10 protein-coding genes and 1 pseudogene are annotated in these 21619 nt (G+C 49.5%); 7 read left to right on the forward strand and 4 right to left on the reverse strand.

Annotated elements, in window-relative coordinates; translation table 11 throughout:
- Positions 1–211 precede the first annotated feature (211 nt).
- From B5F78_RS11410 to rhaM, 7 genes and pseudogenes are all read left to right on the forward strand, one after another.
- The gene (locus B5F78_RS11410) at positions 212–2041 is read left to right on the forward strand and encodes a rhamnogalacturonan lyase family protein (protein WP_087406753.1); all 1830 of its coding nucleotides are present in this window, start codon (positions 212–214) and stop codon (positions 2039–2041) included.
- Between the two features lie 18 nt (positions 2042–2059).
- Positions 2060–5296: pseudogene (locus tag B5F78_RS11415) on the forward strand (exo-rhamnogalacturonan lyase family protein).
- Positions 5297–5509: 213 nt separating this feature from the next.
- Positions 5510–8458 (forward strand): glycoside hydrolase family 2 protein, encoded by a 2949-nt coding sequence (locus B5F78_RS11420; RefSeq protein WP_443104937.1) that lies wholly within the window; start codon positions 5510–5512, stop codon positions 8456–8458.
- 83 nt (positions 8459–8541) lie between these two features.
- Complete coding sequence (locus B5F78_RS11425; protein ID WP_087406755.1) at positions 8542–11778, forward strand: exo-rhamnogalacturonan lyase family protein; 3237 nt, start codon at positions 8542–8544, stop codon at positions 11776–11778.
- 172 nt (positions 11779–11950) lie between these two features.
- The gene (locus tag B5F78_RS11430; protein WP_022039943.1) at positions 11951–13330 is read left to right on the forward strand and encodes an alpha-d-galacturonidase; all 1380 of its coding nucleotides are present in this window, start codon (positions 11951–11953) and stop codon (positions 13328–13330) included.
- Between the two features lie 306 nt (positions 13331–13636).
- Positions 13637–15271 carry a rhamnogalacturonan acetylesterase gene (locus B5F78_RS11435; protein WP_430516457.1) on the forward strand — a complete coding sequence of 545 codons (1635 nt, stop codon included), beginning with the start codon at positions 13637–13639 and terminating at the stop codon, positions 15269–15271.
- A 194-nt stretch (positions 15272–15465) separates the two neighbouring features.
- On the forward strand, positions 15466–15780 hold the full coding sequence (gene rhaM / locus B5F78_RS11440; RefSeq protein WP_022039940.1) for an L-rhamnose mutarotase: 315 nt from the start codon (positions 15466–15468) through the stop codon (positions 15778–15780).
- Positions 15781–15853: 73 nt separating this feature from the next.
- On the opposite strand, the gene B5F78_RS11445 is transcribed toward rhaM, so the two are convergent.
- From B5F78_RS11445 to B5F78_RS11460, 4 genes are read right to left on the reverse strand one after another with little or no spacing between them, the layout of a single operon-like run.
- On the reverse strand, positions 15854–17254 hold the full coding sequence (locus B5F78_RS11445; RefSeq protein WP_087209608.1) for a glycoside hydrolase family 88/105 protein: 1401 nt from the start codon (positions 17252–17254) through the stop codon (positions 15854–15856).
- A 13-nt stretch (positions 17255–17267) separates the two neighbouring features.
- Positions 17268–19217, reverse strand: coding sequence for a rhamnogalacturonan lyase (locus tag B5F78_RS11450; protein WP_140400133.1), 1950 nt, complete (start codon positions 19215–19217; stop codon positions 17268–17270).
- Positions 19218–19255: 38 nt separating this feature from the next.
- A complete protein-coding gene (locus B5F78_RS11455; RefSeq protein WP_087406756.1) occupies positions 19256–20677 on the reverse strand; it encodes a rhamnogalacturonidase in 1422 nt (473 codons plus the stop codon).
- Positions 20674–21309 (reverse strand): DUF4450 domain-containing protein, encoded by a 636-nt coding sequence (locus B5F78_RS11460; protein ID WP_087209611.1) that lies wholly within the window; start codon positions 21307–21309, stop codon positions 20674–20676. Before B5F78_RS11460 ends, B5F78_RS11455 begins: the two co-directional genes overlap by 4 nt.
- Positions 21310–21619 lie beyond the last annotated feature (310 nt).

Here is a 21619-nt window from a genome sequence, read left to right on the forward strand (position 1 = left end):
AAAATAGGAACCGCCGTATGCCGAACGGCACGTACGGTGGTGTGAGAGGTCGGTGAACATGAAAATAGGAGATAAACACCTATGATTAATGTTTACCTCCTACTCGATTAAAAATCTATTCTTTTGTATAAATTTCTATGTCTTTCCATTTGTTTTATGCTTACTTTCGCCCATCATTTGGAACCAATTTTTTAACTCATTCAATAAAATCATGAAAACACAACTTTTCTTTTCTGCATTGCTTGCCGGGCTGGTCGTTACAGGTACAGCCTTTGCGCAAGATCCAAGAGAACGGAATTATTATTATGAAATTTTGAAACCCCAACATGAACCGAAGCCTTTGGTGGAAGGATTTGCCCAATCGAAAGTGAAGGAATGCCTGAACCGGGGATTGTCTGTAGCTCCGGCTGCAGACGGAAAAGGCATTTATCTGAGCTGGAGAATGCTTGAGACGGATAATGCGCAGGCTCGTTTTGATGTGTACCGTTCGGCTGACGGAAAAACCAAGAAGCTGAACCGGAAACCGATAGATGCTACTTGTGACTTTACCGACCGCTCTCCGGTGAAGGGAGAAGCGGTCTATTGGGTGACGTGTACTGCTGACGGCAAGGAGTCGGAAAAGGTGAAGGCGGATTTCAGTACCCTGCGCAATTACCGGTCGATTCGCTTGAACAGGCAGGTCAAAGCCGGTAAGGTAGGAGTTGCCGATTTGAGCGGGGACGGTACATACGATTACATCATCCGCACACCGGAAACGAATGTCGACCCGGGTATGCCGGGTGACTTGACGGGGAAGACTTATCAGATAGAAGCCTATTTAAGTGACGGCACTTTTTTATGGTCGAAAGATTTAGGGCAAGGCATTGAACCGGGAATCTGGTATTCGCCTTACGTAGTCTATGACTTTAACGGAGACGGGAAAGCCGAAGTGGCATTGAAAACGGCTCCGGACAATGTGCAGAGAGATGAGAAAGGAAGAGTGGATTCGGGGGATGAATATTTGACGGTATTAGACGGCATGACGGGAGAGGAAATCGCTCATGTAGACTGGCCCAAACGGAATGACCGTTATGGCAATCTGGTGCGCAGGAACTGGAATCAGATCGGCATGGCTTTCCTGGACGGGAAGACTCCCTGTATCTTGGCATGCAGGGGAACGTATAAACTGATGACGGTAGAGGCGTGGCAACTGAACAAGGACAAGTTGGACCCGGTATGGAAATGGGACGGTGACGAGGAGAATCCGGTGGTCAGAAGCATGGGTTCGCACAATATGGTATGCGGTGATGTGGATGAAGACGGAAGGGAAGAAATCTTGTTGGGCTCGTGTATGCTGGACGATAACGGTACGCTGCTCTGGTCTGCCGGACTGGGACATCCCGATAAGGTTTATCTGACAGACATTCATCCGGAACGTCCGGGAATGGAAGTGTTCTTATGTCTGGAGCCTTGGCATGATAACGGAAGAGGCGTATGCATGGTAGACGCACGCAGCGGCGAGCCGGTGTGGAACATCGGGTATAAGACGTTTCATGTAGGCGACGGAATGGTGGCAGACATTGATGCATCGCATAAAGGACTGGAATGTTTCGCCAAAGAAGACCGGAAAGGCGGAAGTACCGACCAGTATCTGTTGGCTGCCGACGGGACGTATTTGAGCCGGAACAAGGATGTGCCTTCTTGCCGGAACTGGGCTTGGTGGGATGCCGATTTGCTCAGGGAAACTTTTGCAGGCGATGACAACCGTTGGGGAGCCAGCTCTTCTTCGAACGGAAAGGCGCTGAGCATTGTGAAGTGGAAAGGTGCGGAGCTTACCCACGGCATTGAGGGGGATATCCTGATGATTGCTGACTTGTATGGCGACTGGCGGGAAGAGATTGTAACGGCGCTGGATGGTGAAATCCGGATTTATACGACGAATATCCCGGCACGTGACCGGCGTGTGACATTGATGCAGGATCCTGTTTACAGAAGCTATATCGCACACCGTTCCATGGGGTATCCCCAGTCGCCTGTCCCTTCTTATTATTTAGGAGAATAATCATTAATCAGGTAGGAAATGAAACGTATCATATTGATTGGTATGGCTATATGCGCTGTTTGGGGATTAAAGGCTCAGAGCGCAGGAAGTATATCGGGACTTGATAAAGCCCATTTTGGTAAGTATTGGAAAGTGGAATCGGAGTTACCGGATTATGAAGTGTCGTTTTCGGGAGATACGTGTGAAATCCTTTCGCCTAAAGGATTGACCTTGTGGCGGAAAGAGAAGATGTGTGGAAATGTCGTAATCGAATACGACGCTTGTGTGGTGGACGAAGGGAAGCCGGGTGACCGTCTGAGTGACCTGAACTGTTTCTGGATGGCCTCCGATCCGCAAGCGAAGAACATCTGGCAACGTATGGACTGGCGCAAAGGGGAGTTCCTGAAGTGCTACTCGCTGCAGCTTTATTATTTGGGCTACGGAGGAAATTACAATTCTACGACCCGTTTCCGCAGGTATGACGGCAATCAGGCTGGGGTAACTGATGCGGCACAACGTCCGGACATCTTGAAGGAGTATACCGATAAAGAGCATTTGCTTGTTCCTAACAAGTGGTATCACGTTAAGTTGGTGAATAAAGGCGACCGGGTACAATATTACATAGATGGTAAAAGGCTGGTGGATTATTGCGACCCCAATCCCTTGCGGGAAGGTTGGTTCGGCTTTCGCACCACCTTGTCGCGTACGCGGATTGCTAATTTCCGGTATATTTGTCGGGAGGATAAGGATACGGCGTGTTTGCATTGGGTAGGAGAAGTGCCTTCATAGGCTTGCGGGGTAAGTTTCGGTGTGCCTTTCCGTAAAGGGGAAGTACAGCCGGATATGCCTTTGCTTTTGCAGGATGCGGATGGGAAAGTGATTGCTTCTGATAGCTGGACTGCTGCTTATTGGCCTGACGGGTCGGTGAAGTGGGCAGGTATGGCGGCGGTAGTTCCCGGAGGTACAACATCTTTACAGGTCGTTCCGAAACGGAAGAGCCCCGAAAGTCCGGAGCTTTCCGCTTTGACTGTAGAGGAGACGCCGTCGGGTTGGAAAGTCTCTACGGGAGTGATAACAGCCTATGTTCCTCGTTCGGGCAGTTGCGTCATAGACAGTTTGCTATATGGTAAGACGAAAGTAGGAGGGGCTGCCGACTTAATCGCTTCTGTTCAGGACAAACCGTCGGGTGAAGGGTTGTCTGAATCGCATGTCACGCATTTTTCCAGCCGGTTGCAACGTGTGTCTGTAGAACGGGCAGGAAAGGTCCGTGCAACCTTGAAGTTGGAAGGGGTTCATCAGTCTGCCGGGCGTGAATGGCTTCCGTTTGTATTGCGCTTGTATTTTTATGCCGGAAGCGAGCAGGTCCGGATGGTACATTCGTTTGTGTTCGACGGAGAACAAGATAAGGATTTTATCCGTACGATAGGCGTACGCTTCCGTGTGCCAATGCGTGAGGCATTGTATAACCGGCACGTTGCCTTCGCTTGCGCGGAAGGAGGAGTATGGAGTGGACCGGTACAGCCTTTGGTGGGACGGCGTGTCTTGACATTAGGTGATGACAAAACGCTCCAGCAACAGCAAATGGAAGGAAAACGGATTCCTGAATACGAGCAATTCGATGAGAAAAACCGTGACTTGCTCGACCACTGGGCTGCATGGGATAATTTCCGCCTTTCTCAATTGACGGACAATGCGTTTTCTATCCGGAAACGGGCAGAGGCAGACCGTCCTTGGATTGGAACGTTTACCGGAACCCGTTCCGACGGATTTGTCTTTGCAGGTGATGTGAGTGGAGGTATCGGTGTCGGATTGCAGGATTTTTGGCAAGCATATCCGGCTTCGTTGGAGGTGCGGCAAGCCCGTTCGGATGAGGCTTCGCTAATTGTTTGGTTATGGAGTCCGGAAGCGGAAGCGATGGACTTGCGCCATTATGATAGCGTCGCTCATGATTTGAATGCCAGTTATGAAGATGTGCAGGCAGGAATGAGTACACCTTATGGCATTGCGCGTACGCATACCTTGACCTTGGTTCCGAAAGCGGCTTATCCGGGAAAGAAAGGCATCGCTGATATTGCTTGCCTGTTGGCTAAAGCGTCTCCCTTGCTGTGTACTCCTGAATATCTGCATGCTTGCCGGGCTTTTGGCATTTGGTCGTTGCCCGACCGTAGCAATCCGGCACGCAGCCGGGTAGAAGACCGGTTGGAAGCCTATATAAGTTTTTATCAAAAAGCGATAGAGCAACACAAATGGTATGGCTTTTGGAATTACGGCGACTTTATGCATGCATACGACCCAGTGCGTCATGAATGGCGGTATGATGTAGGAGGGTTTGCATGGGACAATACCGAACTGGCTTCTAATATGTGGCTTTGGTATAATTTCCTCCGTACCGGACGTTATGATATATGGAAGATGGCTGAGGCGATGACCCGCCATACTGCTGAAGTGGATGTGTATCACATCGGTCCGAATGCAGGACTGGGAAGCCGTCACAATGTCAGCCACTGGGGATGTGGGGCAAAAGAGGCGCGTATCAGCCAAGCGGCGTGGAACCGTTTCTATTATTACTTGACAACAGACGAACGTAGCGGCGATTTGATGACGGAAGTAAAAGACGCAGACCAGAAACTTTATACGCTCGACCCGATGCGGTTGGCTGAGCCTCGAAGCAAATTCCCTTCTTCCGCTCCGGCACGCCTGCGCATCGGTCCGGACTGGCTGGCATACGCGGGCAATTGGATGACCGAGTGGGAACGTACGCGCGACCGGAAGTATTTGGATAAGATAGTGACGGGTATGAACAGCATTGCTTCGTTGCCCAATGGGTTGTTTACGGGAAACAAGGCGTTGGGGTTCTATCCCGATACCGGTGTCATTACTTACGAGGGAGACCCGACGTTGAAGAACACCAACCATTTGATGACGATTATGGGTGGCTTTGAACTGATGAACGAAATGCAAGACATGATTGACGTTCCTGCATTCAATCAGGCTTGGCTGGAACATGCACGCGACTTTAAGTTATATAATCATTTTCGTGTCAGTCGTTTGCAGGCATACGCGGCTTGGCATCTGTATGACCCCAAGCGGGCGGCTGAGGCTTGGACAGACTTGTGGGGAAGGCTGGAACATACGCCCGCTCCTCCTATGACGGTAAGGAAAATCTTTCCTCCCGAAGTGCCTGCTCCGTTGGATGAATGCATGCCGATTAGTACCAATGATGCGGCATTGTGGAGCCTGGACGCCATTTATATGCAGGAAGTCATCCCGCAATAGATATATTTTTCCTGCTTTTCAGGGTTGCATCCGGAAGGATGCAGCCTTTTGCGGTATGTTATGATTTGTCGTGTACGAATTTCTATATATAAATACAAAAATCCATAGGCAGAACTGATTTTATCCCTAATTTAGCGACGCATAATTTAACCGAACATTGATATCATGAAAATGAAGCGTTTTATTGTAGGCATCGTGTTGTTTGCCGTGGCAATGGGGATACAGGCAAGCGAACGGAAGAAGTATAATTTCAACAGCGACTGGCTGCTGAAGATTGGAGATATGGAACGGGCAGAGTCGCCCAAGTATGCGGATGGAGATTGGGAGAAGGTGACGCTTCCCCATGCGTTCAATGAAGACGAGGCTTTCCGCGTAAATATAAAAGACTTGACCGATACCATCGTGTGGTACCGCAAGCATTTCCGCCTTCCGGCAGAGGCAAAAGGGAGGAAGGTGTTTATCGAGTTTGAAGGGGCACGCCAGGGCATCGACCTGTATGTGAACGGGAAGCTGGTGGGACAGCACGAGAACGGGGTGATGGCTTTCGGATTCGATCTGACACCTTATATTCATTCGGGAGAAAATGTGATTGCCGCCCGTATTGACAACGACTGGGATTATGCGGAGCGGTCTACGGGCGTGAAGTACCAGTGGAGCGACCGCAATTTCAATGCCAACTACGGCGGTCTGCCCAAGAACGTATGGCTACACGTGACCGGAAAGGTTTATCAGACCCTTCCGCTTTATAGCAATCTGAAAACGACAGGAGTGTATGTCTATGCCGAAGATATCCGGGTACAATCGCGTAAAGCCGTTGTGCATGCCGAATCGGAAGTGAAGAACGAGACAAAGAAGGTGCAGACGGTAGGTTATGAGGTAGAGCTGCTGGACCGTGACGGCAAGCTGGTGAAGCGTTTTTCGGGTAAAGAGCAGACGGTTCCGGCAGGCGGCACAGCAATATTGTCTGCTGAGACGGAAGTGGGCGGACTGCACTTCTGGAGTTGGGGATACGGATATCTGTATACCGTGAAGACCGCTTTGGTGATTGATGGAGAGAAGAGCGACGAGGTGGTGACACGTACCGGATTCCGCAAGACCCGTTTTGCGGAAGGGAAGGTCTGGCTGAACGACCGGGTGATTCAGTTGAAAGGCTTTGCCCAGCGTACTAGCAACGAATGGCCTGCCGTGGGCATGTCGGTTCCGGTATGGTTGAGTGACTATAGCAACGGGCTGATGGTGGAAGGCAATGCCAACCTGGTGCGCTGGATGCATGTTACGCCCTGGAAACAGGACGTAGAGTCGTGCGACCGTGTGGGGCTGATTCAGGCGATGCCGGCAGGTGACGCTGAAAAAGACTGTACAGGCGTGCGTTGGGAACAGCGCAAGGCTGTGATGCGTGATGCCATTATTTATAACCGCAACAATCCGAGCATTCTTTTCTACGAGTGCGGCAACGAGTCCATCAGCCGTGAGCACATGCTCGAAATGAAAGCCATACGTGACCAGTACGATTATCATGGAGGCCGTGCCATCGGTTCGCGCGAGATGCTGGATATCCGTGATGCGGAATACGGGGGCGAAATGCTTTACATCAACAAGAGTGCGCACCATCCGATGTGGGCGATGGAGTATTGCCGCGACGAGGGATTGCGTAAGTATTGGGACAATTATTCGTATCCGTTCCATAAAGACGGTGAAGGGAATACGGCATATCATTCGGCTGCTACGGGCAAGACCCAGAAGCATGCCGATGCCAGTGTGTATAACCGCAACCAGGATTCGTTTGCTGTAGAGAATGTCATCCGCTGGTTCGATTATTGGCGCGAGCGTCCGGGGACGGGGCGGCGTGTCAGCTCAGGCGGTGCGAAAATCATCTTTTCGGATACGAATACCCATTTCCGCGGGGTGGAAAACTATCGCCGGAGCGGAGATACCGACCCGATGCGCATCCCGAAAGACTCGTACTATGCCCATCAGGTGATGTGGGACGGCTGGGTAGATACGGAACAGCCCCGTATCCATATCGTAGGGCACTGGAACTATGATGCCGGTACGGTAAAGCCGGTATATGTCGTTTCGAATACAGACAGTGTCGCCTTGCTGGTCAATGGAAAAGCGGTGGAAGGCGTTCACCGTGACTATCATTTCCTGTTTACCGCCGACAGTGTGGCTTTCGAGGCAGGAACCCTGGAGGCTATTGGATATAATGAAGGCAAGGAAGCGGTGCGTATCCGTCTGGAAACAGCAGGCGAACCGGCTGCAATCAAGCTGGCCGCCATTCAGAACCCGGACGGCTGGAAAGCCGACGGTGCCGATTTGGCTTTGGTGCAAGTGGAGGTGGTCGATGCACAGGGGCGCCGTTGCCCCTTGGCAAATGACTTGATTCATTTCACCTTGGATGGGCCTGCCGAATGGCGTGGAGGCATTGCGCAGGGACCGGACAATTATATCTTGTCGGAAGACTTGCCGGTGGAGTGTGGCGTGAACCGTGTGCTGTTGCGTTCGCACACCCGGTCCGGACGAATCGTGCTGAAAGCCGAAGCCAAGGGATTGCAGCCTGCCGAACTGGTATTATCAACTGAAAGCATAGAAGTGGAATATGGGTTGAGCACATATATACCGGGAGATTGTCTGGCAGGCAGGCTTACCCGTGGCGAAACGCCGGATACGCCTTCTTATCGTGACCGTGCTGTAGATGTGGCGGTTCTCTCTGCCCGGGCGGGAGCTCATACCGAAAAAGCAGGCAACAGTTTCGATGATAACGAATTGAGCGAGTGGCGGAATGACGGGAAAGCTTCTACCGCCTGGATCACTTACCGGTTGGAACGCATTGCGCGGATAGATGAAGTCTGCCTCAAGCTGACGGGCTGGCGCATGCGCAGCTATCCGTTGGAAATCTATGCCGGAGACACGTTGGTATGGAGCGGCGAAACCGACAAGAGCCTGGGTTATGTGCATCTGAATGTGAAGCCAGTGCCGGCTTCGGAGATAACCATCCGCCTGAAAGGCAGCAGTAAGGAAGACGATGCATTCGGCCAGATAGTCGAGGTTGCCGCACCGGTGGCAAACGAACTGGATTTGTTCAAGGCAAAGGGCGGTGCCGAGACCGGACACGAGCTTCGGATAGTGGAAATAGAATTTAAAGAACATCTGAACCGTTAAATGACATAGCTCCTCTGGAGAAGATTATCCTCTTCAGAGAAGCTGTATATTTTTGTTAGGTAGGTTTTTATGAATAAAAGCGTATGAAGAAATTAGTATTGGCAGGGATGGCGGTATGCATGGCGTGGATAGCCTATGCGCAGCCTGCAGGCGAAGTGTCCGGACTGGACAAGAAGCTGTTTGACAAGTATTGGAAAGTAGAGTCGGAATCTCCGGATTATGAAGTTTCATTTTCGGGAGATACATGTGAAATTCTTTCGCCTAAAGGATTGACTTTATGGCGGAAAGAGAAGATGAGTGGAAATGTCGTAATCGAATATGATGCTTGTGTGGTGGACGAGGGGAAGCCGGGTGACCGTTTGAGTGACCTGAATTGTTTTTGGATGGCATCCGATCCGCAGGCAAAAGATATCTGGCAGCGTATGGACTGGCGTCAAGGAGAGTTCTTGAAGTGTTATTCGCTACAGCTTTATTACCTGGGCTATGGAGGCAATTACAATTCTACAACCCGTTTCCGACGGTACGATGGCAATCAGGCTGGGGTGAGCGATGCAGCCCAACGTCCGGGCATCCTGAAAGAATATACCGACCAGGCACATTTATTGAAAGCCAATAAATGGTACCATATCAGGCTCGTTAATAAAGGAAACCGGGTGCAATATTATATTGACGGAGAACGGTTGGTGGATTTTAACGATCCCCGTCCGTTGGCTGAAGGATGGTTTGGATTCCGTACAACTCTGTCACGGACCCAGATTACGAATTTCCGTTATTCTTACCAGTCGGCGCAGGAAACGGCACGGCTTCATTGGGTAGGTGATGTGCCTTCTCAAGCCAGTAGCGTCAGTTGGGGTGTACCTTTCCGCCAAGGGGAAGTGCAGCCCGGCACAACCTTGCGTTTACAGACCGATGATGGTAAGACAATTGCTTCCGATGTATGGACTACAGCCTATTGGCCCGATGGTTCGGTAAAGTGGGCGGGTATGGCAGCAGTAGTTCCGAGCAATACTTCCGGCTTGCAGGTAGTTCCGGTTTCTGCCAAAGAGGCAGATGCATCGGATACAGCTTTGCAGGTAGAAGAGAGTGTTCACGGAGTGAAGGTGTCTACAGGAGTTATTACCGCTTATATACCACGTTCGGGTGCTTTTTTTATTGACAGCTTATTTTATGGCAAGGTGAAAGTAGGCGGAAAGGCAGACTTGATAGCATCGGTACAAGATAAGCCTTCAGGAGAAGACTCGGACGAATTTCATGTCCATCGGTTCGCTACCAAACTTTGTCGGACGATGGTAGAACGGGTAGGCAATGTCCGTGCTACCGTTAAGTTGGAAGGAATGCTTCGGAATGAAGAACGGGAATGGTTGCCTTTCGTTTTGCGCCTGTATTTCTATGCAGGTAGCGAGCAGATACGCATGGTACACTCTTTTGTATTCGATGGAGACCAGGATAAGGATTTTATCCGTTCGCTGGGTGTGCGTTTCAGTGTGCCCATGCGTGAGGAGCTATACAACCGTCACATTGCTTTTGCCTGTGCCGATGGGGGAGTATGGTCGGAGCCGGTACAGCCTTTGGTAGGAAGAAGGGTATTGACTTTGGCAGGTAATGATACGTTGCAACAACAGCAGATGGAGGGCAAGCGGATTCCTGCTTATGAAGAGTTTGATGAAAAAAACCGTACCTTGATAGACCATTGGGCGGCATGGGATAATTACCGTTTGTCTCAACTCAGTGACAATGCTTTTTCTATCCGCAAAAGGGCATTGGCAGACCGTCCGTGGATAGGCACCTTTACTGGTACACGTGCAGAGGGATATGCTTTTGCTGGTGATGTTAGCGGAGGACTTGGTGTATGCCTGCAAGATTTCTGGCAGGCTTATCCGGCTTCGCTAGAAGTACAGCATGCCCGTTCTTCCGAGGCATCGCTGATAGCATGGTTGTGGAGTCCGGAAGCCGAAGCCATGGACTTGCGGCATTACGATAAGGTGGCACATGATTTGAACGCCAGTTATGAAGATGTACAGGAGGGGATGAGTACTCCTTACGGCATAGCCCGTACGCATACGCTTACACTGGTTCTGCAACCGGCTTATCCGGGAAAGAAGGGCATAGCTGACAAGGCACATCTGTTGGCACAAGCTGCTCCGTTACTTTGTACGCCAGAATATCTGCACGCTTGCCGGGCTTTCGGCATTTGGTCGTTGCCAGACAGGAGCACGCCGGCACGCAGCATGGTAGAAGACCGCCTGGAGTCTTATCTTCGTTTTTATCACCATGCCATCGAGCAGCACAAATGGTATGGCTTCTGGAATTATGGCGACTTTATGCATGCTTATGATGCGGTCCGCCATACGTGGCGTTACGATGTGGGCGGTTTTGCATGGGATAATACCGAACTGGCCTCCAATATGTGGTTGTGGTATAGTTTCCTGCGTACAGGCAAGTATGATATATGGAAGATGGCTGAGGCAATGACTCGTCATACAACCGAAGTGGATGTGTATCACATCGGTCCGAATGCTGGATTGGGAAGCCGTCATAATGTCAGCCATTGGGGATGTGGAGCCAAAGAAGCACGTATTAGCCAGGCTGCATGGAACCGTTTTTATTATTATCTGACAACCGATGAACGGAGCGGTGATCTGATGAGTGAAGTAAAAGATACCGAGCAGAAACTTTATACTCTCGACCCGATGCGGTTGGCTGAGCCGCGCAGCATGTTCCCTTGTTCGGCTCCGGCACGTTTGCGCATTGGTCCCGACTGGCTTGCTTATGCGGGCAATTGGATGACAGAGTGGGAACGGACCCGTAACGTGGCCTATCGGGATAAGATTGTGACGGGTATGAAAAGCATTGCTTCGCTCCCTAACGGTATGTTTACCGGTAACAAAGCATTGGGCTTCGACCCCGCTACCGGAGTTATTACGTACGAAGGAGACCCGACGCTGAAAAACACCAATCACTTGATGACCATTATGGGAGGTTTCGAAATTATGAACGAGATGCAGGACATGATTGAGATACCTGAGTTTAACCGGGTATGGCTGGAGCATGCGCGCGACTTTAAGCAGTATAATCATTTCCGTATTTGCCGGCTGACAGCATATGCTGCCTGGCACCTGTATGACCCGAAGCTGGCTGCTGAGGCATGGGAAGACCTGTGGAGCAGGAAGAAACAAAAGCTTTCCCCAGTGCTGGAAATCAAGAGAGTGTCACCTCCCGAAGCTCCTGTTCCGCTGGATGAAGATACCTCCATCAGTACCAACGATGCAGCTTCGTGGAGCCTGGATGCTATTTATATGCAGGAGGTGATTCCGCAATAACTAAGAAACTGTTCACATAAATTCAAAACAGTTTCTGAGAGATACAAGGTGTCCCAGTTTCTGAAACCGATACAAAAAATATTGGCTTCTGACTTCCAGTCCGTCTGGCGGGCGATAATGTCTCTAACTCTTTTTTAACTCCAGATTGGCATAAATAAACAATAAATGCATTATGAAAAAAAGAAACTTGATTTTGACTTGTCTGTGTGCCTTACCCTTTGTGGCGGTGATGGCTACAGAGCGTATCTACGAAAGGGTGCCGGTGGAAGCACCTTTCCCGATGGATTCGGTCACGTTGTGTTCATTTCCCGAAAAAGATTTTGTGATAACCCGGTATGGGGCTGTAGAGGGAGGAGAGAAGATAAATACCCGTGCTATAGCAAAGGCAATAGAAGCATGTAACCGTGCCGGAGGGGGCAGGGTAGTAGTGCCTGAGGGGGAATGGCTGACAGGTCCTATTCATTTAAAAAGTAATGTCAACCTGCATTTGCAGGAAGGTGCGGTATTGCGTTTTAGTGACAATCCAGCCGATTATCTTCCGGCGGTGATGACTTCGTGGGAAGGGCTGGAGTGTTATAATTATTCTCCCTTGGTATATGCTTTCGGGTGTGAAAATGTAGCTATTACGGGGAGCGGTACACTGGCACCCAAGATGGATACGTGGCGGGTATGGTTCAAGCGTCCGCAGGCTCACCTGCATGCATTGGCACAGCTGTATTCCATGGGCTCTACGGATGTACCGGTAGAGCAACGTCAAATGGCACAGGGTGAAAATAACCTGCGTCCGCACCTGATTCATTTCAACCGTTGTAACCATGTGTTGCTGGACGGGTTCAAGATCCGGCAAAGCCCATTTTGGACCATTCACCTGTATCTGTGCAACAGCGGTGTGGTGCGTAACCTCGATGTTCAGGCACACGGACATAACAATGATGGTATCGACTTCGAGATGAGCCGTAATTTTCTGGTAGAACATTGTACCTTCGACCAGGGAGATGATGCCGTGGTCATCAAGTCGGGACGTAATCAGGATGCCTGGCGCCTGCATACTCCATGCGAGAATATTGTGGTCCGTCATTGTGCCATCCGCAAAGGGCATGTGCTGCTAGGTATCGGAAGCGAGATGTCGGGTGGAGTGCGGAATATTTACATGCACGATTGCACAGTGCCCGAAAAGGTGCTCAGGCTGTTCTTCTTGAAAACCAATCACCGCAGAGGAGGCTTTATTGAAAACATCTACCTGGAAAACATTGAGGCGGGCGATATGTTGCGTGCTTTCGAAATAGATACCGATGTGCTTTACCAGTGGAAAGACCTGGTGCCCACGTATGAGCGGAAGCTGACCCGTATACGGGGAATTTATATGAAAAACGTGCATTGCAAGTCAGCGGATGCCATCTACGAATTGAAAGGTGAGGCCGAAGAGCCTATCCGGGATGTCTTTATCGAGCAAGTAAAAGTAGACACCGTGCGCCAGTTCGTCAACCGGATACATCATGTGGAAGGATTGCACGAGAATGGTGTCTCTTACGATGTGTTGTTGCGGAAATAATTGAGCCTTGCCACGCAACTATATGCGTGGAGGTGTGATAATAGTTGCAGGGCATGGGGCATACAGGTGCGTCGGATGTTCGATTGATAATCTGATGTTCGTATAGCAGATTGCCTGGAGAACGATATCCCGGTGTACAGACAAAAGTAAACCTCCTCATCCGTCGGTACACCGGGATTTGTTGCCGTTTGGGATATCCGGGAACTTGGATGTACACGATTTTATAGGATTTTGCATGATTATCTATGTAGAGGATGGTATATTTTTCCTAATTTTGAAAATAAAAAAACACGTATGAAAAGACAAATGCTGCAAAGCGTCATGGCGTGCCTGCTGGGGATAGCGGGTATGTCTGTATCTGCCCAAAATCAAGTGGCAGCTCCGATGAAAGATGTCAATCAGGTGACCGACCTTACCTTGGACAGCTTGAACAAGGCAAATACCGTGCGTCCCGTTGCCGGGTCCAGCCGGAAGGGAGACAATCCGGTATTGTTTCTTGTGGGAAACTCGACTATGCGTACCGGTACTTTGGGTAATGGGAATAACGGCCAGTGGGGCTGGGGATATTTTGCCCACGAGTATTTTGATGAAAACAAGATTACGGTAGAGAACCATGCCTTGGGTGGAACCAGTAGCCGTACCTTTTATACCAAGTTGTGGAAAGACGTATTGAAAGGTGTGCGTAAAGGCGACTGGGTCATTATCGAACTGGGGCATAATGACAATGGTCCGTACGATAGCGGGCGTGCCCGTGCATCAATTCCGGGCATAGGGAAGGACACACTGAATGTGACTATCAAGGAAACTGGTGAAAAAGAAACTGTTTATACCTATGGTGAGTACATGCGCCGGTTTATCCGTGAGACGAAAGCGAAGGGTGCTCATCCCATCTTGTTCTCACTTACTCCGCGCAATGCGTGGGAAGATGCCGACAGTACCATTATTACGCGTGTAAATAAGACTTTCGGGTTGTGGGCAAAACAGGTGGCAAAGAAAGAGCACGTACCCTTTATCGACCTGAATGAAATATCTGCCCGTAAGTTTGAGAAGTTCGGTAAGGAAAAGGTGAAGACGATGTTCTATCTGGACCGTATTCATACCAGCACCTTCGGGGCACGCGTAAACGCAGCGTCTGCTGCCGAAGGTATCCGTGCCTGCAAGGGACTGGAGCTTGCCAAGTATTTGAAACCGGTAGAAAAAGATACGGTGACAGGTGCAAGCCGTAAGGAAGGATGTCCGGTATTGTTTACCGTAGGCGACAGCACGGTGCGCAATCAGGATGAGGATCCCGATGGACAATGGGGTTGGGGAAGCGTGATTGCTGAATTGTTCGATTTAGACCGTATTACGGTAGAAAATTGTGCCAAAGCCGGGCGCAGTGCACGTACATATCTGGAAGAAGGACGCTGGGACAAGGTGTACAATGCTCTCCAACCCGGTGATTTCGTCTTGATTCAGTTTGGACATAACGATGCAGGTGACATTCATACCGGAAAGGCACGTGCCGAACTGCCTGGAGCTGGCGATGAAAGTAAGGTTTTCTTGATGGAAGCTACCAAGCAATATAATGTAGTTTATACCTTCGGGTGGTATCTCCGTAAGTTTATCATGGATGCCAAGGAGAAAGGAGCCATCCCGGTTGTGTTGAGCCATACGCCCCGTAATATGTGGGATAATGGAAAAATCCAAAGCAATGCTTCTTCATTCGGTAAATGGACCCGTGAGGCAGCTGAAAGAGCCGGTGCCTATTTCATTGACCTGAATAAGATAACGGGAGATAAATTGCAAAAGTTAGGTTACGAAAAAGGATTGAAAGAAGTGATGCCTTATTTCTGTAAAGACCATACGCACACTTCGCTTAAAGGTGCGCGCCTGAATGCGAAGAGCATAGCCGAGGGGTTACAACAGACTGATTGTGCATTGAAAGAATACTTGAAATGATTAATAATTAACAATTAATAATGGTGTGTTTCACCACAGAGAATACAGAGGCACACAGAGGCTTTTCAATTTACAATTTGACAATTTCCTATTTTGAAATGAAACGTATTTCGTCAATCGGGAAATAGTAAATATATAATTCTTCTGTGTGACTCTGTGTCTTCTGTGGTGAGGAGCCTTAAAAACGAAGAACCATGAAAAGAGAAGCTTTTAAGATGTATTTGAAGCCTGGATGTGAGGCTGAGTATGAAAAACGCCATGCTGCCATTTGGCCCGAAATGAAAGAATTGCTGGCGAAAAACGGTGTGTTCGATTATTCCATTTACTGGGATAAGGAAACTAATATTCTTTTTGCGTTTCAGAAGACGGAAGGTGAAGCTGGTTCGCAAGATTTGGGCGCACAGGAAATTGTGCAGAAATGGTGGGACTATATGGCAGATATTATGGAAGTGAATCCGGATAATTCGCCTGTATCTGTGCCTTTGAAGGAAGTCTTCCACATGGACTGATTCAATGAAAAATGAAGAACGAAGAATAAAGAATAGGTTTGTGGCTTATTTTTTATTCTTCGTTCTTCATTTTTTATTCCTCATTGAAAATAGGTTCCTCGGTCTGCTGTGGGGTGCGGTAAAACAATACGGCACTGTCGTTGGAACGGGGATGTTGCTGTTTCAGCAAGCAAATCATTTCGGCACCAGCCCATATAACCGGTCCATATCCGTGAGCGGCATACACATTAACCGGCCGGTAATAATAGAATGCCGGGTCAAATCCCATACCGGTACCTACGCATACTCCTTCTACTTCACCTTTTTCGTTAATGGCAGATGATACGGCGTGCCATCCCAGTTGTACTACCGGTCCGTAAGCCATGGCATCAATCCAGCCTTTATTGATGGCATGTGCCATGCAATATACATAGAGGGCAGTAGCGGATGTTTCCAGATACGAATCGTTGCGGTCGAGTAGTTGATGCCAGAATCCGTCTTTGCTTTGGCAGGCGGCAAGTCCGCGTACATGGGCACGGAGCAGATTCAGAATGTCTTCGCGTCCTTCGTAGTTTTCGGGCAGGACGTCAAGCACTTCGCACATTGTCAGAATTGCCCATCCATTGGCACGTCCCCAGTGGAATGCCGGATGGTCTGTCATGCCTTCTACCCAGCCGTGGCGGAACAAGCCTTTTTCGGATACGAACATACGGTCGGCAAACTGGCGGATTTGTTTGACTGCTTCATCATAATATGTCTGGCGTTTGCTTTCATCATAGCTTCCCATGAGTGCAACGGCAGGGATACCCATGAACATATCGTCCAGCCATACGCTATTGTGATAAGGACGGTTGCGGGCAAAGGTTCCATCGTCCAGCCTGTATTCCTTGTTGATGATAAAGTCGAAATAATTGTCAATCAAGTCATCTACGGGCAGCTTGGCACCTTTCAGCTGCGCTTTGAGCATGGCGGCACATACGGCTCCTGCGTCATCCAGTGCCTTGGGCATTAAGATTTGGCGCATCTGTGGGTCGATGTCCCCTTCTTTTTCGTATGCTTTCCGGAAGTAAGGTGCCACTTCGGCAAGAAACCTGAACCGTTCGTATACATAGTCTTGATAAGCTTTGTCGCCGGTTGCCTCGTAAGCAGCTTGCATGGCGGAATAAGTTACTCCCCATTCGTAGCTGGCAAGACGGAAGGCTCCGCGTTCCAGTTGGGCATGTCGGTCTATCCGTGCATAGTCGGTGATGCGTTCGCCTGTGCGGCTATCTGTCACGTGAGTGGGCGTGTTTCCTTGCAGGTAACGTAAAACGCGGTCCATGTCCTGTTTGATATCATCGGCGGAGACGACTCCATAGCCTACCCGATAGGCGGGTTTGAGCAGGTGTAAAGGAGTGTTTGAATCATTGACCGGTTGCCCGTTTTCTTGTGCAGAGGCAATGCCTCCCAGGAAGAGGCATGCCAGTAATGCGGTGTTTCGTGTAAATGCGTTCATGTTTTTCTATGTTTTATTTTGAATGATCGAAGTCAAATCCTCTGAATATGCCTTTTTTCAAATCAGGACCGATGTAGAAACCAGGTTGTGTCGGTTGGTTATAAGCTACATTTTCGGTAGCGATGCTGATACGGTATATCGGGTCTTCTGTAAACGGATGGAAACGGTAAGACGTGGGTATTGTCGTGACATAGAGCCGTAAGGATTTGTTGTCGGTGGTACGGAGCAATACTTCTTCGCGCCAGTCTCCTATGATGTCTCCTTGCAGGCAGGGGGTAGACTTGGTACCGTTGTTCGAATCGCATCCATCGAAAGTTGCGATGATGTTACAGCGTTTGTTTTCCCAGTCGTACTTACTGATTCGATTCTTGTCCAGTAGTTCGCGTAGCAGATCACCGTCCCACCATACAGCCATGTTATAGGATAGTCCGGGAACACGTCCAGGAACCACTGTCTCTCCTTTGAAGTTCCGGATGCCGCCTGATGCCAGCGACCACATTTCCACACCATAGTTCGTGGGATCGATGTCGGCTGCCATACAACGTCCTACATCTGATTTGTCTGGTATCTGGAACAGGATTTCGCCTGTAGCTGCATCGCGGAATGTAGAACCGTCTTTGCGGTTTTCGTGACATGCCCATACTTGTAGTCTGGGATTTGACGGATCGAACTGTGTCAGGTGCAAGGCATCGCCGTGTCCCAAATGGGTAGAGTACAGTCCTTTTCCATCATGGTCGATGGTGCATGAGCCATAAATGATTTCATCGCATCCATCTCCGTCCACATCGGCTACCCGCAGGTTGTGGTTCCCTTGTCCGGAGTAATCATCCCAGCCGGGTTGGTAACTGTCGAACATCCAGCGTTGCTTCAGTTCCTTTCCATCCCAGTCGAAAGCAGTCAGTGTGACGCGTGTGTAATAGCCGCGGCACATCACTACGCTGGGGTGCTTTCCGTCCAGATAAGCGATACATGCCAGATAGCGGTCGCTCCGGTTGGCACGTGTATCGCCCCAGTCTTGCAGGTTGCCTCGGGCAGGAACGTAATCGATGGTTTTCAAAGCCTCGCCAGTCAGTCCGCTGAATACAGTGAGGTATTCGTTTCCGGTCAGGATACGTCCCTGATTGCGGGGAGGTGCACCTGCATTCCGTTTGCTTCGAGGGTCATTGGGCGAGAAATCGCCTCCTCGTGGGGCTTGTGGGTCACCCGGTTCGCGGTAGTCCGCATTGGCATTGCCTATCACATTCCCTTTTCCGTCTATCGTTCCGTCAGAAGTCTTCATTACCACTTCAGCACGTCCGTCACCATTCAGGTCGTACACCATGAATTGGGTATAGTGTGCGCCGGCACGGATGTTCTTGCCCAAGTCTATGCGCCACAGCTTTTCGCCCGTCAGGCGGTAGCAATCGAAATAGACATTACCCGTGTATCCGTCATGTGCATTGTCATGTGCATTTGATGGATCCCATTTCAAGATAATTTCGTAGTTTCCGTCTCCGTCTACATCGCCGATGGAAGCATCGTTCGGACTATAAGTGTAAGTATCTCCGGCTGGAGTCACTCCGTCGGCAGGATGGTCGAGCGGGATGTTGATGTAGCCTGCAGGTGCATTTGCCGGCAGGGTATACGAGCTGCCTTCTGCTTCTTTTCCATTGACGAGAGGCTTTACGGTATAGACAGCTGCCTGCTTTCCTTGATACGAATCGGTATAGAATGTACCTGTTCCAGCTGGAACGGTGGCTATCTTTGTTCCGTTGCGATACAGATTGAAAGCTGTTTCGATGGGGTCGGAAGACAAGTATCTCCATGATAGAGCTACCTGATTGACATTTTGACGGATGGCCACTACACCACGTCCCAGTTTTTCGCGTTGCATGTGTTCGAAATCGTAACGAGGCTGTGCCGTTCCTGCCATGCAGGTACAACAGAGGGCTATCGGCAGCAGCCATTTGTTTTGTGTTTTCATGTCTTTGTTTGTGTTATTGGTTTTTAATTAAATGACGATTATTGATTTATTTTCTTTCCGTTTACCCGGATATTTTCGTAATGGATGTTTTCTGCATCATCGGTTACGAACAGCGGACGTTCGTCGGGTTGTTCGAAGTGGAAGCTGACTTGGTCGAAAAAAATGTCGCGTGCATGACGGATGTAAAATCCTTTTGCCGGAACAGTACCGAACATCCAAGGTTCAGGGTAGGCTTTTTCGGCTTCGGGTACAGGGTTGACTGCGTCTGCTTGAGTATATCCTCCTTTATAATAAAGGTGTATATCGCTTAGGCTTACGTCTTCGATAATGGCACCGGGTACTCCGCTAATAATGGAAGCATAGCGTGAGTCGACGTTGTAAGCATTGACATGGCTGATGCGGATGCGTTTCATACTCCCTACAGGCGTCCCTTCAGGACTCCGCATCCGTGCTCCCAGGCGTAAGAAAATGCCGGCATTGACGATGTTGCGCAAAGTGATGTTGCTGATAACAATGTCTTCCAAACGACCTCCGTCTACACTTTCTAAAGCCAGTCCCCGGCAATGTTCGAAGATACAATTGGTAATGGCTATGTTCTTGAATCCTCCGCTTGATTCGGTTCCTATCTTGATGCGGCCTGTACGGTAGCCATGGTCGGGAGCTTGAGGCTCGTCCAATTGCCACGAAGCATCCAGCATCGAACCGCGGTCGTAGCCACTGACATAGCAGTCGGAGATGGTGACGTTTTCGGTATCTCTGAAAGTGCCCAAGGCATACGAAGCCTTCAGTACGATGGCATCATCCCAAGGGGTATTGACACTACAAGCCAGGATGCGTACGTTCCGACAGCAGTCTATATCGAATCCATCGCGGTTTGTATCCACTTTCAGGTTGGTGATGGTCAGGTTGTCCACCCCGGTAGCCAGCAGGGCGAAATGTCCGCACTGGAACATATTCAGGTCTTTTAAGGTTACATTCTTGCAGTCTTTCAGGCTGATAGCCTTGTTGCCTACACCGTCCAGCCGGCTTTCTTCACGTGTCAGCCCTTTGCCGTAGATGGTACCGGGACCGCTGATGGTAATGTCTTCCAGTCCGATGCCCCAGATGAGCGAGTTTTGCCAATGGCTGTGTCCGAAGTCTTGATATGTATCATGGCTGTTTGGCTCGGCTGAGTCGTATTTTCCGGTCGGTGTCGGGAAAGCTCCTATGAGTGTGGCTCCTTGTTCCAAGTATAAATGGATATGGCTTGCCAGCCGGATGGAATAACAGGCATATTCGCCTGCCGGTACATAGACTGTTCCTCCTCCTCCGGAAGCAGCTTTTCGGATAGCACGGTTGATGGCTTCGGAATCGATATGAGTTCCGTCTCCAGTGGCTCCGAAATCTTTTACATTGTAAATGGCGGCAGACAGGTGGCTGCAGCCTAGCAGGGCAAACAGAATGTGAATCAGTATTTTCATGGCCGGTGTTTTAAAGATTGTACAAGTTCGGGTAGCATGTAATAGGCGTAGTCAGCCTGTCGGTTCGGTTTGTAGAGGCAGAAGTATACGGTTTCTCCCTGCGGAATATAGCTTGTACCGCAAAATACGGGCGCATCTGTCTTTTTCCCAGACGTGAAAAGTGTCATCGGCGTTTCTTGCTGGTTCCCGTCGCACAGGCGGACTTCGATATGTGGAGGTACGAGTGCTTGAGTCACCCGCAGATGCATTATTTTTCCATGATAGACGGTTATTTGGTGACCTTCTATATTAAATATATTGTCGCGGCAGGTTTCCGGAGCGATATCGGTGGAAGGGGTGGGCGAGTCGAAACCTCCCAATGCCCATACCAGCCTGACGCTGTCGGGCAAAGAATGGTTCGTTACTTCCAGGATGAAGCCTTGCGTGTCTTTCAGAAGGATGTGCCGGATGATGAGGCTCTCTTTCATCAGTGTATCGTTTGTTTTTAGCCATCTGTCTTGTCCGTTTCCGGTTATGCCCAGTCTTAATGTCCCCGACCCGTCGGGCATCGGATAGCTGCCAGCATACTGTGCTTTGGCAGGCAGGACATGGCAAACTATGAAGCAGATGACTGCCCAAATGTATTTCTTCATAATTGGTCAATATTTGATGTTGTCTATGTGTTTGTAGTGCAAAAGTAGTGTTTTCCAGCATACAGCTACATGGAATATTATACAGAAACCTTGATATTTGTGCAAAAAGAAAGGGAGGGTATGGAAAGCGCGGAAAATCTTCTTAGTTTTGTATTGTTTTTTAGTTGATGAGGCGATAAGGTTTTCAGATACCTTAAAATATAATGAATGTCCGCAATTAGCCAATTCGACTGAGTTGAAAATGCAGTAGTACTGCGTTTGCCGATGCAGTATATATTCGTAGGCGGATGCAGTATATATTCAACCGCGA

It is taken from the genome of Bacteroides sp. An279 (assembly GCF_002159615.1).
Lineage (GTDB): Bacteria > Bacteroidota > Bacteroidia > Bacteroidales > Bacteroidaceae > Phocaeicola > Phocaeicola intestinalis.

Bases quoted from the DNA above. Each gene is read 5' to 3' on its own strand.
- B5F78_RS11410 (WP_087406753.1), top strand. From the start codon at position 212: ATGAAAACACAACTTTTCTTTTCTGCATTGCTTGCCGGGCTGGTCGTT.
- B5F78_RS11420 (WP_443104937.1), top strand. From the start codon at position 5,510: ATGGGGATACAGGCAAGCGAACGGAAGAAGTATAATTTCAACAGCGAC.
- B5F78_RS11425 (WP_087406755.1), top strand. From the start codon at position 8,542: ATGAAGAAATTAGTATTGGCAGGGATGGCGGTATGCATGGCGTGGATA.
- B5F78_RS11430 (WP_022039943.1), top strand. From the start codon at position 11,951: ATGAAAAAAAGAAACTTGATTTTGACTTGTCTGTGTGCCTTACCCTTT.
- B5F78_RS11435 (WP_430516457.1), top strand. From the start codon at position 13,637: ATGCTGCAAAGCGTCATGGCGTGCCTGCTGGGGATAGCGGGTATGTCT.
- rhaM (WP_022039940.1), top strand. From the start codon at position 15,466: ATGAAAAGAGAAGCTTTTAAGATGTATTTGAAGCCTGGATGTGAGGCT.
- B5F78_RS11445 (WP_087209608.1), bottom strand. From the start codon at position 17,254: ATGAACGCATTTACACGAAACACCGCATTACTGGCATGCCTCTTCCTG.
- B5F78_RS11450 (WP_140400133.1), bottom strand. From the start codon at position 19,217: ATGAAAACACAAAACAAATGGCTGCTGCCGATAGCCCTCTGTTGTACC.
- B5F78_RS11455 (WP_087406756.1), bottom strand. From the start codon at position 20,677: ATGAAAATACTGATTCACATTCTGTTTGCCCTGCTAGGCTGCAGCCAC.
- B5F78_RS11460 (WP_087209611.1), bottom strand. From the start codon at position 21,309: ATGAAGAAATACATTTGGGCAGTCATCTGCTTCATAGTTTGCCATGTC.